Source organism: Nocardia sp. NPDC057663 (assembly GCF_042799895.1).
Lineage (GTDB): Bacteria > Actinomycetota > Actinomycetes > Mycobacteriales > Mycobacteriaceae > Nocardia.
Genome location: NZ_JBHVHX010000013.1, coordinates 32,617 through 48,040, shown reverse-complemented (window position 1 = coordinate 48,040; position 15,424 = coordinate 32,617). Strand labels below are relative to the sequence as shown.

Below are 15,424 nucleotides of genomic sequence, written 5' to 3'. Positions count from 1 at the left end.
TTGGCCTACACTCGTTGGCATGACTTCCGCCGACCAGGAGACCCCGGCCCGCCGCTCGGACGCCACCCGCGCCGCCATCCTCGCCGCCGCGCGCGCCCGCTTCGCCGCCGACGGCTACGCGAAGGCGACCATCCGCGCCATCGCCGCCGACGCCGCGATCGACCCGTCGATGGTCATGCGCTACTTCGGCTCCAAGGACGGCCTCTTCGCCGCCGCGGCCCAGATCGACCTCGACCTCCCCGACCTCGGCGCCGCGGACCCGGACACCATGGGGGAGTTGCTGATCCGCCGATTCCTCACCATCTGGGAGGAGAACGACAACACCGTCCTGCTGATCCTGCTCCGCTCCTCGATCACCGACGACGCGGTGGCCGCCCGCTTCCGCGAGATCTTCGCCGACCAGGTCCTCCCCGCCGTCCTCCGCTTCGGCACCCCCGCCGACGCCCCCCGCCGCGCCGCCCTCATCGTCACCCAACTCCTCGGCCTGGCCCTGTGCCGCTACGTCCTGCGCATCCCCCCGGTGGTCGAGCTGACACCGTCGCAAATAGTCACCGACATCGCGCCGACCCTCCAGCGCTACCTGACCTCCGGGCCTTCGGGTGCTATCGGCAATGTCGGGGAATCTGGCGACCTTGTCGATTCAAGTTCGGCCTGACGAACGATGGCGCAAGCGTAAACCTGTAGAACCGGCTGGTACCACGCGGTACCATCGGGCCATGGCTGGTCTCAACGTGCGATTCACCGATGAGGAACTGGATGCGCTCAGGCAGCGCGCCGAAGCTGAAGGGCGGAGTATGCAGCAGTTTGCGCACGATGCGGTTGTCGCGGCGATCAACGAGCGGGCGCGACTGTTCAACGAGGCGGCAGATCATGTGCTCCGGGTCAGTGAAGAGCTGAACCGGCGGCTTGCCTGATGCAGTATCTGACGTTGTCGGAGCTGCTGAGCTTGGCACAGCGGCTCGGTACTCCGGACGTCCGTGACTACGGGCTGCTCGATTCCGCATTGGCGCGGCCCCAGTCGAGCGTTTTCGGGCAGGACGCGTATCCCGACGTGTGGCAGAAGGCCGCCGCGCTGATGGAATCACTCGCCCGCAATCATGGCCTGGTCGACGGGAACAAGCGGCTCGCTTGGTACGCGACCTGGGTGTTCTTGCACCTCAACGGAGCCCCGCTCGACGAGACATTCGACGTGGATCGCGCTGAGGAGTTCGTGCTCGCTGTGTGTCAGGGGCACCTCGACGTGCCGGCCACCGCGAAGGAACTCGTCCGCTTCGCGCGATAACGCCCCACGGCACTCGCACTTGAAGCAGCACAACGAGGTCGGGGCCCGTGCGGATCGCGAGTCGATCTGCACGGGCCCCGACTTCGTTGTGTGTGCGGTCAGCTCGCCAGTTCCGCGCCCAGGGCGAGGAGGTGGGGAGTGGCGCCGCCGAGGGCGAATTCGTGGTGTTTGGCGGCGGTGAAGTAGTTGTGGACGATGTGGTCGCGGTCGATGCCGAGGCCGCCGTGGACGTGGACGACGGTGTGGGCGACCTTGTGGCCCGCGTCGGCTGCCCAGAACTTGGCGATGTGGATGGACTCGGCGGCGGGGAGGTCCTCGGACAGGCGCCAGGCGGCCTGGGTGACTGTCAGGCGCAGGCCGCCGATGTCGATGTAGGCGTCGGCGAGACGCTGGGCGACGGACTGGAACGAGCCGATCGGCTTGCCGAACTGCTCGCGGGTGCGGGTGTGCTCGGCGGTCAGCTCGAGCGCGCGCTCCAGGGTGCCGAGCTGCAGGGCCGAGAGGCCGAGCCAGGCGTGTTCGCGCAGCCAGGTGAGGATGTCGGCGCCGGACTCGACGGTGCCGAGCAGCGCGGCCGGGGTCGCGGCGAGCTCGACGACGAACTCCGGGCTCAGGTCGACGACCTGCTGGGCGGTGCGGGTGACCGACGCGTGGTCCGGGTCGACCACGAAGACGCCGACACCATTGGACGTGATGGCGGGCACCAGGATTCGCTCGGCGCGGTCGGCGTACGCGACGGTGGTCGCGGTACCGGTCAGCGTCCAGCCCGCACCCGCGGACTCGGCGACGATGCCCGGCGCGGCGGTGGTCGCGCGCAGTTCCTCGGCGAGCGCTGCGGTCAGCACGACCTCGCCCGCGCCCGCCCGCGCGGCCAGCTGCCGCTGCTCTGCATCGCCGAACTTCGCCAGCGCGCCCGCGCCGACGACGATCGACCACAGGTAGGGCACCGCGGCGACGACGCGGCCGAGTTCACGCAGGATCGCGGTCTGTTCGAGCATGCCGAAATCGCTGCCGCCCAAGTCTTCCGGCAGGGCAGCGGCCAGCACGCCGGTCTCGGCGAGCGACTTCCAGAGCTGTTCGTCGTAGCGGCCCGCGGTGTCGAGTTCACGCAGGCGGTCGGCGGTGACGAGCTTGGCGCAGATCTCGCCGGTCAGCCGGGCGAGATCGGTCTGGGCTTCGGTGGGGGTGAAATCCATGAGGGGATACCGGCTTTCGGGATCAGCGGGCGGACGCGGGCTGGCGCAGGGCGGTCATGGCGATGATGTCGCGCTGCACCTCGTTGGTGCCGCCGCCGAAGGTGAGGATCAGCGCGGCCCGGTGCATCCGCTCGAGCCTGCTGAGCATCACCGCGCCGGGGGAGTCCTGGCGCAGGTAACCGTGCGACCCGACGACTTCCATCAGCAGGCGGTAGGCCTCGGTGGCCAGCTCGGTGCCGTAGACCTTGCACGCGGAGGCGTCCCACGGCTTCGGCGCGGCCTCGCCGCCCTGGTCGGCGCGGCTGGCGATCTCCCAGTTCAGCAGCTTGAGGTATTCGACCTTGGCGTAGACGCGAGCCAGGTTGAGGCGCACCCACTCCTGGTCGATCACCCGCTTGCCGTCGGAACCGGTGGTCTCGCGCGCCCACTGCACCGTCTGGTTGACCGCGAGCGAGAGTGGCCCGGCCGAGGTCAGCGCGACGCGCTCGTGGTTGAGCTGGTTGGTGATCAGCGACCAGCCGCCGTTCTCCGGCCCGACCATCGACGAGGCGGGGACCCGCACGTCCTGGTAGTAGGTGGCGCTGGTGTCGGGTCCGGCCATCGTGTGCACCGGCGTCCAGGAGAACCCTTCGACATCGGTCGGCACGATGAACATCGTGATGCCCTTGTGCTTCTTGGCCGTCGGATCGGTGCGCACCGCCAGCCAGATGTAGTCGGCGTAGGCGATGAGGCTGGTCCACATCTTCTGGCCGTTGATGACGAAGTCGTCGCCGTCGCGGACCGCGGCGGTGCGCAGCGAGGCCAGGTCGGTGCCCGCGCCCGGCTCGGAGTAGCCGATGGCGAAGTGCAGCTCGCCGGAGGCGATCTTGGGCAGGAAGAACTTCTTCTGCTCCTCGGTGCCGTACTGCATGATCGTCGGCGCGACCGAGTTCAGGGTGAGGAACGGGACGGGCGCGCCGGCGATGGCGGCTTCCTCGACGAAGATCAGCTGATCCATCGTCGTGCGGTCCTGGCCGCCGTACTCCTTCGGCCAGCTCAGCGTCAGCCAGCCGTCGCGGCCCATCTGGCGCACGACCTCGCGGTAGACATTGCCCTCGCCGTACTCGCCGGTCTGCAGGCTCAGCGCGGCGCGTCGTTCCGGGGTCATCAGCCGGGCGAAATATTCGCGCAGCTCGGCGCGCAATTCTTCCTGCTGCGGCGTATACGCGACGCGCATGGGTCCCTACCTCGGTCTCTGCTGCGAAAACGGACGCGGCGGGGCGCAGGGGATGGGCCCCGCCGAAACCGATCATTGCATACCGACTGGAACATGTTCCAGTATTGACAGTGAATGGACAGCTGTTCCGCCGCGCGGGCCGTGCTGTCTGGGTTAGTGTCGCGGAGACCGCTTGGAAGGAAGTTCTCATGAAGATCATCGTCGATTTCGACCGGTGTGAAGCGAACGGCGTGTGTGTAGGAATCGCCCCTGACATGTTTGAACTCGATGACGACGATCAGCTGCACGTGCTCGAGGGTGATGTGGCCGCCGATCGCGTCGCCGACGCCGAGGAAGCGGTGGCGCAGTGTCCCAAGGCCGCGCTGAGGTTGGCGTGATCGGCTCTTGTCGGATAGTGAAACACGTTCTAAAGTCGGCCCGATGAGTGTGATGCAGACTTCACTGGACGGCCGGGTCGCGATCGTCACCGGTGCCGGCGCCGGGCTCGGCCGGGCCGAAGCCCTCGCGCTGGCGGCCGCGGGCGCGGCGGTCGTCGTCAACGACCTCACCGAGGATGCCGCGGCCGAGACCATCTCCGCGATTCGCGAGCTCGGCGGCAAGGCGGAGTTCGTCGGCGGCAGTATCGCCGAGCGCTCGACGGCCGACGCGCTCATCGCGACCGCGCAGGAATCCCTCGGCGGCCTCGACATCGTCGTCAACAACGCGGGCATCACCCGCGACCGCATGCTGTTCAACATGTCCGACGAGGACTTCGACGCGGTGATCGCCGTGCACCTGCGCGGTCACTTCCTGCTCTCGCGCAATGCCGGCGCCTACTGGCGCGCGGCGTCCAAGGCCGCGGGTGCGCCGGTCTACGGCCGGCTGGTCAACACCTCCTCGGAGGCCGGGCTGCTCGGGCCGGAAGGCCAGGCCAACTACGGCGCCGCGAAGGCGGGTATCACCGCGCTGACGCTGTCGGCCGCGCGTGGCCTGTCCCGCTTCGGCGTGCGGTCCAACGCGATCTGCCCCCGGGCCAGGACCGCGATGACCGAGGCCGTGTTCTCCGAGGCGCCCGAGGGTTCGGTCGACCCGCTCGCACCCGAGCACGTGGCCAAGCTCGTCGCCTACCTCGCCTCGCCCGCCGCCGACGCGGTGAACGGTCAGGTCTTCGTCGTCTACGGCCCGATGGTCGCCCTGATGGCGGCTCCCGAGGTGGAGGCCCGCTTCGACGCCGCCGGCGCCGAATGGTCCGAGGAAGACCTCGCCTCGACGCTGCACGGCTACTTTGCCGAGCGGCCCGCCGACCACACGTTCTCGGCCCGCGCGCTCCGCGATCTCGGCTGATTTTCCGGCAGCGCGGTTTGCCGGATGTTGGCCCGCCGTGAGCCGGGGCGTTCATGTCTGCCGTGTTGTGTTGAACGTCGGTCCAGCTATTGGTAGACATGAGCGTCGAGGTGTGTGACGCCTCACAGGAGGTAGCGGATGTTCGGTAAGGTTTCGTTTCAGTTTTGACGGCATATTTCTCGAAAATGCACTGGTAAAAGTCTCGCCAAACGCCAGACGTCAACAGGAACATGTTCTAGTCTTTGGGCAGTCTTCAGAACGGGGTGGCGGTGAAGTACGGGTACGCGGATCGAATGGTCCGCCCGTCTGAGAAGGAGGTGGTCGCGTGAACGACCTCCTTGCTGTCCCGTTGCGGGCGGTCGGCGGATTCTTCGAACTCGGCGCGGACGTGGCCAAGGCCACCGTCACTCGGCGGTTCCAGTGGCGTGAGTTCGTCGACCAGTCGTGGTTCGTCGCTCGTGTCTCGATCGTGCCGACGCTGTTGGTGGCGATTCCGTTCACGGTGCTGGTGGTCTTCACCCTCAACATCCTGTTGCGCGAGATCGGTGCCGCCGATCTGAGCGGGGCGGCCGCCGCGTTCGGCGCCGTCACGCAGGTCGGACCCATCGTCACGGTGCTGATCGTGGCCGGCGCCGGCGCCACCGCGATCTGCGCCGACCTCGGCGCCCGCACCATCCGCGAAGAGATCGACGCGATGAAGGTGCTCGGCATCGACCCGATCAGCCGGCTGGTCGTGCCACGCGTTTTCGCCTCGATGTTCGTCGCCCTGATGCTCAACAGCCTCGTGTGCACGGTCGGCATCGTCGGCGGCTTCGCTTTCTCGGTATTCCTGCAGGGCGTGAACCCGGGCGCGTTCGTCAACGGCATTCCGCTGCTGACGAGTCTGCCCGAGTTGATCCTCTCCGAGGTCAAGGCAGGCCTGTTCGGTTTGATCGCCGGAATGGTCGCCTGCTATCTCGGGCTGCAGGTGAAAGGCGGACCGAAGAGTGTCGGTGACGCGGTGAACCAAACGGTCGTATTCGCCTTCATGGCACTGTTCGTGGTGAATGTCGTCGCCACCGCGATCGGCCTGAACCTCACGGTGCGGTGACCGAAATGGCATTTATTGTTCGCAGTAAGTTCCCGCGTACGGTCCGCCGTTTCGAGCGCGCGTCGAAATCCGTGGATTCTCTCGGTGAGAAGGCGATCTTCTTCGTCAAGGCGCTCGGCTCGGTGCCCCGCGCGCTGATGCACTACCGCACCGAGACCATTCGGCTCATCGCCGAGATCAGCATGGGCAGTGGCGCACTGGCGGTGATCGGCGGCACCGTGGTGATCGTCGGCTTCCTGACGCTGATGGCGGGTGGCACCATCGCGGTGCAGGGCTACAGCTCGCTCGGCAATATCGGTGTCGAGGCGCTCACCGGCTTCTTCGCGGCCTTCATCAATGTGCGCATCGCCGCGCCGGTGATCTCCGGCATCGGCCTGGCCGCCACCATCGGCGCAGGCGCGACCGCCCAGCTGGGCGCGATGCGGGTGGCCGAGGAGATCGACGCGCTGGAATCGATGGCGATCCGGCCGATCCCGTTCCTCGTCGGCACCAGGGTGCTGGCGGGCTTGATCGCGATCATCCCGCTCTACGCGCTCGCGGTGGTCGCCTCGTTCCTCGCCAGCCGTTTCGCGACGGTGGTGATCTACGGTCAGTCCGCCGGTGTCTACGACCACTACTTCTCGACCTTCCTGATCCCGAGCGACATCCTGTGGTCGTTCGCGCAGGCGATCGTCATGGCGCTGGCCATCATGCTGATCCACACCTACTTCGGCTTCACCGCCGCCGGTGGTCCGGTGGGCGTCGGTGTCGCGGTCGGTAACGCGGTGCGGGCCTCGCTGGTCGCGGTCGTCACAGTGACGCTGCTGCTCTCGCTGGCCATCTACGGCACCTCCGGCAACTTCCACCTCTCGGGATAGCGCGATGGATACCAATCGGTTCGTTGCCGCACTGCAGGGCGGGCTCGGGCGCAAGCTCGCCGCGCTCGCACTGGTCGGCTTGCTCGTCGCGGGCGCCTCGCTCGCGTTCGCACTGTTCCAGGGCGCGTTCACCAATACCGCTGTGGTGCTGGTCGACGCGCCACGTACGGGTCTGGTGCTCGACGCCGATGCCAAGGTGAAGGTGCGCGGTGTCGAGATCGGCCGGGTCACCGAGATCGACTTGCACGACGACGGTGCTCAGCTGCGGCTGGAAGTAGACCCCGACCAGCTGAAGCTGGTGCCCGCCAACTCCGGCGTCGACATCCGCTCGACCACGGTGTTCGGCGCCAAGTACGTGAATTTCGTCATCCCCGAGCAGCCGTCCGCCACGGCGCTGGCGCCGGGTAGCACGGTGGCGGTGAGCTCGGTGACCGTCGAATTCAACACGCTGTTCCAGCACCTGTCCGATGTGCTGGCCCAGGTGGAGCCGGAGAAGCTGAACGCCACGCTCACCGCGCTCGGCACCGCACTGCAGGGCCGCGGCGACAAGCTGGGTGAACTGCTGGTGAGCTCGGACCGCTACCTGCGCGAGCTCAACCCGTATCTGCCCACCCTGCAGCAGGATCTGGACAAGACGGCCCAGGTGTCCGATATCTACGCCGATGCCTCCGGCGCGCTGCTGCGCACCGTGGACAATGCCACGGTCACCTCGAACACGTTGTCGGAGTTGCAAGGTCAGCTCGACGATGTGCTGGTGAACGTGATCGGACTGTCGGACACCACCGGTGCGGTGTTGCGGGAGAACGAATCCAACCTCGTCACCGCGCTCGACCTGCTGCGGCCGACGACCAGTCTGCTGTTCGACTACGCGCCCGCGCTGCGCTGCATCATCGATGGACTCGGCCCGCTCATGCCGCTGGCCGACGAGGTATTCGGCGGCGTGGTGCCCGGTGTCGGCATGCACGCCTCGTTCATGCCCGGCCAGAAGCCCTACACCTACCCCCAGGATCTGCCCAAGGTGAACGCCACCGGTGGACCGCACTGCGAGGGCGTGGTGGACCGGGTGCCGGAGAGCCACTCGAACTTCGTGGTGACCGACACCAGCCAGGGCGCGCCGTACACACCGCGTACCGCGGGGCCCGAATTGAACGCACCAAAGGTTATCCAGCTCTTGCTGGAAGGACTGCCGGGAGTGACACGGTGAGAAACACGGCGACGACGGTCAAGCTCGCGATCTTCACCGTGGTGATGACCCTGGTATTCGCCGGCCTGGCGATCGTGCTGAGTCAGGCGCGATTCTCCAGCGAGAACAGCTACAAGGCGGTGTTCACCAGTTCCTCCGGCATGCTGCCGGGGGCGAAGGTGCGGATCGCGGGTGTGCCGGTCGGCTCGGTGACCTCGGTGAAGGTCGGCGACGACGATCTCGCCCATGTCGAGTTCGACGTGGACACCAAGTACGCGCTGCTCGCCAGCACTCGGCTGGCGATCAAGTACGAGAACCTGGTCGGTGACCGGTACGTGGAGCTGCTGGAAGGCCCCGGCTCGCCCCGTCGGCTGCCCGACGGCGCCACCATCGGCAAGGAGCAGACCACGCCCGCGCTGGACCTGGACCTGCTGCTCGGTGCGTTCAAGCCGCTGCTCCGTGGTCTGGATCCGGGCCAGGTCAACGACCTGACCTCGGCGCTGCTGCAGATCTTCCAGGGCCAGGGCGGCACGCTGGTCTCGCTGCTCAACAGCGGTGGCAACTTCTCCAAGACCCTCGCCGACCGCGATGCCCTGATCGGCAGCGTGATCGACAATCTGAACACGGTGCTGGCCACCATCGACGATCGCGACGAACAGTTCACCACCACGATCGACGAATTGCAGCGTCTGGTCAGCGGATTGGCCGCCGAACGCGATCCGATCGGCGCCGCCCTGCCTCGTATCGCCGGTGCGACGAAGGAACTCAACGACCTGCTGACCACCGCCCGCCCCGACCTGCGCAACACCATCGAGCAGACCGGCAGGCTGGCCACCAACCTCGACAACGGCTCCGACGATCTCCAATGGGTGCTCGAGCGACTGCCGGAGACCTATAAGCAACTGGTTCGCATCGGCTCTTACGGCGCGTTCCTGCAGCTGTACATTTGCGGCACCGTTCTCCTGGTCGACGGCCCGAATGGTCAGACGATGGAAGTGAGAATCCCGGGTTCGCAGGCTACCGGAAGGTGTACGCCGAATGAGTGAGAAGAAATCATCGGCCGTCACCATCGGCGTCGTCGGCATCGTGCTGGCGGTGACGATCTCGCTCGCCACCCTGCAATACACCAAGTTGCCGTTCCTCCGTTCCGGTGCGACGTTCACCGCGTTCTTCGTCGATGCGGGCGGGCTGGTACCGGGCGACCCGGTGCATGTGGCCGGCGTGCGTTCCGGCGAAGTCGACAAGGTGTCGCTCGATGGTTCGAAGGTGCTGGTGAAGTTCACTCTCGACGAGTCGATCGTGCTCGGCGAGAAGACATCCGCCGCGATCAAGACCAACACGGTGCTCGGGCGCAAGTCCCTGGACGTGGTGCCGACGGGACCGGGTGCGCTGGGTACCTCGGACACCATCCCGCTCGAGCGGACCACCTCGCCGTACTCGCTCAACGAGGCGCTCAGCGATCTCGGCGGCACCGTCCGCGATCTCGACATGGATCAGATCGACCAGACCCTGGACGCCCTCTCGGCGGCCTTCGCCGACACCCCCGGCCCGCTGCGCAACGCACTCGACGGTGTCACCGCGCTCTCGCGCAGCATCAATACGCGGGACCAGGCGCTGACCGATCTGCTCGGCAGGGCGCAGAACGTCACCAGGATCCTGGCCGACCGTAGTTCGCAGCTCAACGCGCTGCTGCTCGACGGCAACAACCTGCTCGGCGAACTCGACAACCGTCGCGCCGCCATCAACCAGCTCATCGTCTACGTCGACTCGGTCGCCAAGCAGCTCTCCGGGCTGGTCGCCGACAACGAGGCGCAGATGAAACCGACACTGGACCGGCTCAATTCGGTGCTCGGCCTGTTGCAGCGCAACAAGGAGAACCTGACCCAAGCGCTCGAGAACATCGGCCCCTACGCCTCGGCGCTGGGCGAGCAGGTCGGCAGCGGCCCGTGGTTCAACGCCTACGTGGTGAACGCGACGAGTACCACGCTGCGCCCGCTGGTCGACGCGCTCGTCTGGCCTGAGCATGTGCCGCAGGACCTGCTCGACTACCTCACCCATCCGGCGCCGCCGAGCATCTTGCCTTCCGAGGAGGACCCGCCGCGATGAACATCGCATCGAAAGTTCGTGGCGTGCCACGTTGGACGCTGGCGGTCGCCGTTGTGGTGATCGTCGGACTGGTCGCGGTCGGGGTCTACTTCAGCCTCGGCATCGGGAAGACCAAGATCACCGCCGCGTTCACCTCGACCACCGGCCTGTACGCGGGCGACGAGGTGCGGATGCTGGGTGTGAAGATCGGCTCGATCGACGCGATCGAGCCCGGTGAGGGCCGGGTGCAGGTGCGGATGTCCGTCGACCGCGGCATCGACCTGCCCGCCGACGCGCGCGCCGTGCTCATCGCGCCCTCGCTGGTGTCGGCCAGGTTCATCCAGTTGGCGCCCGCCTACGAGGGTGGCCCGAAGCTGGCCGACGGTGCGCAGATTCCGATCGAGCGCACCGCGGTTCCGGTGGAGTGGGACGACATCAAGGCCGAGCTGTCCAATCTCGCGACAGCGCTCGGACCCGTCGGGGACGACGAGCAGGGTTCCTTCGGGCGCTTCGTCGACACCGCCGCGAACAACCTCGACGGCAACGGCCAGAAGTTCCGCGACACCCTGCGTGAACTGTCGGCGACGCTGACGACGTTGTCCGACGGGCGCACCGACCTCTTCGGCACCATCCGCAACCTGCAGAAGTTCGTCGAGGTGCTCTCGGCGAGCAACGAGCAGATCGTGCAGTTCGGCGGCCGCCTGGCCTCGGTGGCCTCGGTGCTCGCCGGTGCGTCGGAGGAACTCGGTGCCGGCCTGGACAGTCTGGATGTGGCGCTCGCGGACGTGAAGCGCTTCCTCGACGGCAGCGGCGCCGAACTCACCGAGGGTGTCGCGCGACTCGCCGATGTCACCCAGACGCTGGTCGACAAGCGGCCGGAGATCGAACGGCTGCTGCATTCCGCGCCGACCGCGCTGGTGAACTTCTATCAGATCTACCAGCCGGCCCAGGGTGCGCTGAGCGGCTCTGTGGCACTGAACAATACGGCCGATCCGTTGAGTTTCCTCTGCGGTTCCATCCGCGCGCTCGAGATGAACGACTCGAATCGGTCGGCGGATCTGTGCGCGGAATTCCTGGCCCCGGTGATCAGCTCGCTGGCGATGAACTACGCGCCGATCATGCTCAACCCGGTCAGCGGCACGACAGCCCTGCCCGGCCAGTTGACGTACAGCCCGCCGAGTCTGGAAGCGCAGGTGGATCCCTCGCGCGTGCCCCCGACGGCACCGGTCGGCGTGCCGAACGGTCTCGCCGGACTCGCGGTTCCAGGAGGACAACGATGAGGCCCCAACGAATGCTCGCCGGGCTGGCGGTGGGCGTCGCCGTGACGCTCGGCGCGACCGGCTGTCAGTGGGACGGCCTGAACTCGCTACCCATGCCGGGTTCGGAGGGCACCGGCCCCGGTTCGTACACCGTGCGGATCCAGATGCCCAATGTCACCACGCTGACCCGGAATTCGCCGGTGCGGGTAGACGATGTCGAGGTCGGCAATGTCACCGGGATCGAGGTCGAGGGTTGGCACGCGCTGGTCACGGTATCGCTGAATCCCGAGGTGAAACTACCCGCCAACGCGATCGCCAAGATCGGTCAGACCAGTCTCCTCGGCAGCAATCACGTCGAGCTGTCCGCGCCTACCACTACGCCCCCCGAAGGTCAGCTGCGTGACAACGACGTGATCCCGCTGGAGCGGGCCGGGGCGTACCCGACCACCGAGCAGGTGCTCTCCTCGCTGTCGGTGGTGCTCAACGGCGGCGGCATCGCTCAGCTCGAGACCATCACCAAGGAGCTGAATGCGGCGCTCAACGGTCGCGAGACCGAGATTGCGGACCTGCTGCCGCAACTCAACACGCTCACCACCGGCTTGGAGAAGCAGACCGGCAACATCATCGCCGCGATGGCAGGCCTGGACCGGCTCGCGGGGAACCTCGCCGACCAGAAGGACGTGCTGGCCCGCGCGATCGACGAGATCCACCCCGCGCTGACCGCGCTCGCCGACCGCACTGCCAACATCACCAGGGCGATCACCGCGCTGGGTGAACTCGGCGATGTCACCGAGCGGATCATCCAGACCAGTGGCGACGACCTGAAGGCCAACCTGGCCAGCCTCGGCCCGGTGCTGGAAACGTTGGCGAACACCGGCACCAACCTCATCGCGTCGATGCGCATTCTGCCGACCTTCCCCTTCCCCATGCGGAATATCGGCAACGCGATCAAGGGTGACTACCTCAACCTCTTCATCACCTTCGACCTGACCGGTAGGCGACTGGACACCAACTGGCTCACCGGCACTCCGCTCGGGGGTCGCTTCGGCGGTGTCGAGGGCGTGCTCGGTTCTTTCGCGCCCACTACCGCGACCGACGCCGGCGACCCGACCCAGCTCCCGCCGACGCCCGCACCCAGTGCGGCACCGACGCCGACACTGCCCGGACTACCGGCGATCCCCGGCCTGCCCTCCATTCCCGGAATCACCGTGCCGCTGCCCGGCCAGGAAGGTGCGGGTCGATGAAACTCACCAGGTTCGTCCGCATTCAGCTCGCGATCTTCTCGGTCCTCACCGTGGTCGGTCTCGTCGTGATGGGCGGGACGTACATCCAGATACCCGCGATGTTCGGCATCGGCCGCTACGGTGTGACCGTTCAGCTCGCCGCCACCGGCGGGCTGTATCCGACCGCGAACGTCTCCTACCGCGGCACCAATGTCGGCAAGGTGGAGGCGGTCCGGCTCACCCAGGCCGGGGTAGAGGCCGATCTGTCGATCGACAGCGATTACAAGGTGCCCGCGGACTCGATCGCCTGGATCCGCAGTGTGTCGGCGATCGGTGAGCAGTACGTCGATCTGGTGCCCGAGGCCGATGCGGGCCCCGGCGACCTGTACGACGGCTCGGTGATCCCGGTGGAGCGCACCAGGCTGCCCCAGGATGTCGGGTCGCTGCTCGATCAGACCGACAGGCTGCTCTCGACCGTCGCCGATACCCGGCTGCGTCAGGTGATCGACGAGGCGTTCAAGGCGTTCAACGGTGCGGGCCCCGACCTGCAGCGGTTCATCGACTCGGCGTCGCTGCTGGTGCAGCAGGCCGAGACCGATGTGGAACCGACCAAGAAGCTGCTCGATCAGATCGGCCCGCTGCTGGACACCCAGATCGAGTCGGACGCCAATATCCGTTCCTGGACAGCGGATCTCGCCACCGTCACCGATCAGCTCCGCCAGCACGATCCGTCGTTGCGAAACCTGTTGAACGACAGCCCTTCCGCGATGCAGAAGGTGAACGAGCAGTTCCAGGATCTGCGTCCGACGCTGCCGATTCTGGCGAGCAATCTGGTGAGTCTCGGCCAGGTCGGAGTGACGTATCACGCCGGTGTCGAACAACTCCTGGTCGTTTTCCCGCCGCTGATCGCGGCATTCCGGACCATCTTGCGCGGACCGACCAAGTACGGCGCGATGGTCAACTTCATGACCGTGCTCAACGACCCGCCCGCCTGCACCACCGGCTTCTTGCCACCCGACGAGCGGCGTGACCCGAGCGACTTCAGCCCGATCGACACCCCGCCCGGGCTGTACTGCAAGGTGGCACAGGATTCCCCGATCGAGGTGCGCGGCATCCGCAACACCCCGTGTATGGAATATCCAGGCGTTCGGGCGCCCACTCCCGAACTGTGCCGGACCGGGTACGTGCCCCTGGGCACCAACCCGCCGTTCGGCGCGCCGCAGCCGGTCGCACCGGCCTCGGCTCCGACCGGCGCGTCCACGGGCGGTGTGACCCCCGCCTCAGCGCGCCCCTATGATCCGTCCACAGGCACCTATCTGGGCACCGACGGGCGAACGTACCGGCAAGGTGACATCGCGGCCGACGGCTCGGGCACGGTCCCGGCCAGCTGGCAGGCGATGTTGGAGGAGCAGCAACGATGAGTGACAACGACAACCGCCGCCCGCGCAGGCGGGCCGCACGGTCGGCCGGTCCGCCGGTGGACGAATCGACGCAGGCCACGGTGCGCATCCGCAAAGCCGACGCCGAGGTCACCGAGGTCGTGTCCGTCGCGGCGGCTCCGGCCGAGACCGCGCCGGCCGCCGACAAGGCCGCGTCGGCGGTTGTCGTTCCGGCGGTCGCGGAGAAGACCGTGGTCGTGCCTGTCGCCGACGAGACCGTCGTCCTGGACAAGTCCGTCGTCGCGGCGGAGCCCGACGCCGACCCCGAGGACGACAGCGCCGACACGGTGACCTCGACCGGCCGTGGCCGGATCTTCGCCCTCGCCGCCGCGGTGGTCCTGGTGCTCGCGCTCGTCGTCGGCGCCGGTTTCGCCGCCTTCGCGGTCCGCTCGGTCGACGCCGACGAGGACCTGCGCGCGGAGTACACCCAGACCGCCCGTCAGGCGATCGTCAACCTGACCACCATCCGCGCCGACTCCGCCAAGGAGGACATCGATCGCATCCTGTCGGTGGCCTCGGGCGAGTTCAAGACCGAGTTCGACGGTCGTCTCGACCCGTTCATGGACGTGGTCAAGCAGGCCAAGGTGGTTTCCCACGGCGAGGTCGTGGAGTCGGGGATCGTCTCCGCCGACGACAAGACCGCCACGGTGCTCGTCGCCGCGAAGCAGACGGTGAGCAACAGCGGCGCGGCCGAGCCGCAGCAGCGTCAGTACCGGTTCCGGGTGACCGTCACCAAGGGCGACACCGGCATGACCGTCTCGAAGGTGGAGTTCGTCGGATGAGTGGGAACCGCGCAAAGATCGTTTTCGGCAGCCTCGGTGTCCTCGGCCTGATCGCCGCGGTGATCCTCGGCCTGAGCGGTTACCAGCTCTACGAGCACAGTCGCACCGAGCAGGCCCGCACCGACGCGCTGACCACGGCCGGCCGCACGGTGACCGCCATGTTCAGCTACGAGCCGGGCACGGTCGACACCGAACTGCCCAAGGCCGCGGACAACCTCACCGAGGACTTCCGCGCCGACTACCTGAAGCTGATCGAGCAGGCCATCGCGCCGGGTGCCAAGGAGAAGCAGCTCACCGTCAAGGCCACCGCCCAGGCCGAGGGTGTCGTCTCCGCCGATCCCGAGCACGCCGTGGTGCTGCTGTACCTGAATCAGCTGACCACCAGCAAGGATTCGCCGCAGGGCACCACCTCGGGCAGCCGGGTGCGGGTGTCGCTGGACAAGGCCGACAACCGCTGGCTGGTCTCCCAGGTCACGCCGGTCTGATCAG

Annotated in this window: 17 protein-coding genes; 15 read left to right on the top strand and 2 right to left on the bottom strand. The window is 67.3% G+C overall.

Translation table 11 applies throughout. The features are described from left to right. Window positions 1–19: 19 nt before the first annotated feature. The 3 genes from ACFVAV_RS24165 to ACFVAV_RS24155 all read left to right on the top strand — a co-directional run bounded on the left by ACFVAV_RS24165 (window position 20) and on the right by ACFVAV_RS24155 (window position 1,282). Window positions 20–655, top strand: a complete 636-nt coding sequence (locus tag ACFVAV_RS24165) for a TetR family transcriptional regulator (RefSeq protein ID WP_379037441.1) — start codon at window positions 20–22, stop codon at window positions 653–655. A 61-nt stretch (window positions 656–716) separates the two neighbouring features. Then, window positions 717–914: an antitoxin Phd gene (locus ACFVAV_RS24160; RefSeq protein ID WP_358152882.1), complete on the top strand. Its 198-nt coding sequence runs from the start codon at window positions 717–719 to the stop codon at window positions 912–914. Further along, window positions 911–1,282 (top strand): type II toxin-antitoxin system death-on-curing family toxin, encoded by a 372-nt coding sequence (locus ACFVAV_RS24155; protein WP_379037593.1) that lies wholly within the window; start codon window positions 911–913, stop codon window positions 1,280–1,282. Before ACFVAV_RS24160 ends, ACFVAV_RS24155 begins: the two co-directional genes overlap by 4 nt. 98 nt (window positions 1,283–1,380) lie before the next feature. Here the strand turns inward: ACFVAV_RS24155 and ACFVAV_RS24150 are convergent, their stop codons facing one another. After that, window positions 1,381–2,478 (bottom strand): acyl-CoA dehydrogenase family protein, encoded by a 1,098-nt coding sequence (locus ACFVAV_RS24150; RefSeq protein ID WP_379037440.1) that lies wholly within the window; start codon window positions 2,476–2,478, stop codon window positions 1,381–1,383. A gap of 22 nt (window positions 2,479–2,500) precedes the next feature. Then, entirely contained in the window at window positions 2,501–3,694 is a 1,194-nt protein-coding gene (locus ACFVAV_RS24145; RefSeq protein WP_379037438.1) for an acyl-CoA dehydrogenase family protein, read from the bottom strand. 188 nt (window positions 3,695–3,882) lie between these two features. Here ACFVAV_RS24145 and ACFVAV_RS24140 point away from each other — a divergent pair, with 188 nt between their 5' ends. The 12 genes from ACFVAV_RS24140 to ACFVAV_RS24085 all read left to right on the top strand — a co-directional run bounded on the left by ACFVAV_RS24140 (window position 3,883) and on the right by ACFVAV_RS24085 (window position 15,420). Next, a complete protein-coding gene (locus tag ACFVAV_RS24140) occupies window positions 3,883–4,071 on the top strand; it encodes a ferredoxin (protein ID WP_379037437.1) in 189 nt (62 codons plus the stop codon). Between the two features lie 43 nt (window positions 4,072–4,114). Further along, on the top strand, window positions 4,115–5,017 hold the full coding sequence (locus tag ACFVAV_RS24135) for a 3-oxoacyl-ACP reductase (RefSeq protein WP_379037436.1): 903 nt from the start codon (window positions 4,115–4,117) through the stop codon (window positions 5,015–5,017). Between the two features lie 325 nt (window positions 5,018–5,342). Beyond that, window positions 5,343–6,107: an MlaE family ABC transporter permease gene (locus ACFVAV_RS24130; protein WP_379037435.1), complete on the top strand. Its 765-nt coding sequence runs from the start codon at window positions 5,343–5,345 to the stop codon at window positions 6,105–6,107. 5 nt (window positions 6,108–6,112) lie between these two features. Beyond that, on the top strand, window positions 6,113–6,964 hold the full coding sequence (locus tag ACFVAV_RS24125) for an MlaE family ABC transporter permease (RefSeq protein WP_379037434.1): 852 nt from the start codon (window positions 6,113–6,115) through the stop codon (window positions 6,962–6,964). Between the two features lie 4 nt (window positions 6,965–6,968). Continuing rightward, the gene (locus ACFVAV_RS24120) at window positions 6,969–8,168 is read left to right on the top strand and encodes an MCE family protein (RefSeq protein ID WP_379037433.1); all 1,200 of its coding nucleotides are present in this window, start codon (window positions 6,969–6,971) and stop codon (window positions 8,166–8,168) included. After that, entirely contained in the window at window positions 8,165–9,193 is a 1,029-nt protein-coding gene (locus ACFVAV_RS24115) for an MCE family protein (RefSeq protein WP_379037432.1), read from the top strand. Before ACFVAV_RS24120 ends, ACFVAV_RS24115 begins: the two co-directional genes overlap by 4 nt. Continuing rightward, window positions 9,186–10,253, top strand: a complete 1,068-nt coding sequence (locus tag ACFVAV_RS24110) for an MCE family protein (RefSeq protein ID WP_379037431.1) — start codon at window positions 9,186–9,188, stop codon at window positions 10,251–10,253. The genes ACFVAV_RS24115 and ACFVAV_RS24110 overlap by 8 nt, the downstream gene beginning before the upstream one ends. Beyond that, window positions 10,250–11,512: an MCE family protein gene (locus tag ACFVAV_RS24105; protein ID WP_379037428.1), complete on the top strand. Its 1,263-nt coding sequence runs from the start codon at window positions 10,250–10,252 to the stop codon at window positions 11,510–11,512. The genes ACFVAV_RS24110 and ACFVAV_RS24105 overlap by 4 nt, the downstream gene beginning before the upstream one ends. Next, window positions 11,509–12,735, top strand: a complete 1,227-nt coding sequence (locus ACFVAV_RS24100) for an MCE family protein (RefSeq protein ID WP_379037426.1) — start codon at window positions 11,509–11,511, stop codon at window positions 12,733–12,735. Before ACFVAV_RS24105 ends, ACFVAV_RS24100 begins: the two co-directional genes overlap by 4 nt. Continuing rightward, entirely contained in the window at window positions 12,732–14,135 is a 1,404-nt protein-coding gene (locus ACFVAV_RS24095) for an MCE family protein (RefSeq protein ID WP_379037424.1), read from the top strand. Before ACFVAV_RS24100 ends, ACFVAV_RS24095 begins: the two co-directional genes overlap by 4 nt. After that, entirely contained in the window at window positions 14,132–14,935 is an 804-nt protein-coding gene (locus ACFVAV_RS24090; RefSeq protein ID WP_379037423.1) for a hypothetical protein, read from the top strand. The genes ACFVAV_RS24095 and ACFVAV_RS24090 overlap by 4 nt, the downstream gene beginning before the upstream one ends. Further along, window positions 14,932–15,420, top strand: coding sequence for a h domain protein (locus ACFVAV_RS24085; RefSeq protein ID WP_379037421.1), 489 nt, complete (start codon window positions 14,932–14,934; stop codon window positions 15,418–15,420). The genes ACFVAV_RS24090 and ACFVAV_RS24085 overlap by 4 nt, the downstream gene beginning before the upstream one ends. Window positions 15,421–15,424: the final 4 nt, after the last annotated feature.

Coding starts and splice junctions, on each gene's coding strand:
- ACFVAV_RS24165 (WP_379037441.1), top strand. CDS start 20: ATGACTTCCGCCGACCAGGAGACCCCGGCCCGCCGCTCGGACGCCACC.
- ACFVAV_RS24160 (WP_358152882.1), top strand. CDS start 717: ATGGCTGGTCTCAACGTGCGATTCACCGATGAGGAACTGGATGCGCTC.
- ACFVAV_RS24150 (WP_379037440.1), bottom strand. CDS start 2,478: ATGGATTTCACCCCCACCGAAGCCCAGACCGATCTCGCCCGGCTGACC.
- ACFVAV_RS24145 (WP_379037438.1), bottom strand. CDS start 3,694: ATGCGCGTCGCGTATACGCCGCAGCAGGAAGAATTGCGCGCCGAGCTG.
- ACFVAV_RS24140 (WP_379037437.1), top strand. CDS start 3,883: ATGAAGATCATCGTCGATTTCGACCGGTGTGAAGCGAACGGCGTGTGT.
- ACFVAV_RS24135 (WP_379037436.1), top strand. CDS start 4,115: ATGAGTGTGATGCAGACTTCACTGGACGGCCGGGTCGCGATCGTCACC.
- ACFVAV_RS24125 (WP_379037434.1), top strand. CDS start 6,113: ATGGCATTTATTGTTCGCAGTAAGTTCCCGCGTACGGTCCGCCGTTTC.
- ACFVAV_RS24120 (WP_379037433.1), top strand. CDS start 6,969: ATGGATACCAATCGGTTCGTTGCCGCACTGCAGGGCGGGCTCGGGCGC.
- ACFVAV_RS24110 (WP_379037431.1), top strand. CDS start 9,186: ATGAGTGAGAAGAAATCATCGGCCGTCACCATCGGCGTCGTCGGCATC.
- ACFVAV_RS24105 (WP_379037428.1), top strand. CDS start 10,250: ATGAACATCGCATCGAAAGTTCGTGGCGTGCCACGTTGGACGCTGGCG.
- ACFVAV_RS24100 (WP_379037426.1), top strand. CDS start 11,509: ATGAGGCCCCAACGAATGCTCGCCGGGCTGGCGGTGGGCGTCGCCGTG.
- ACFVAV_RS24095 (WP_379037424.1), top strand. CDS start 12,732: ATGAAACTCACCAGGTTCGTCCGCATTCAGCTCGCGATCTTCTCGGTC.
- ACFVAV_RS24090 (WP_379037423.1), top strand. CDS start 14,132: ATGAGTGACAACGACAACCGCCGCCCGCGCAGGCGGGCCGCACGGTCG.
- ACFVAV_RS24085 (WP_379037421.1), top strand. CDS start 14,932: ATGAGTGGGAACCGCGCAAAGATCGTTTTCGGCAGCCTCGGTGTCCTC.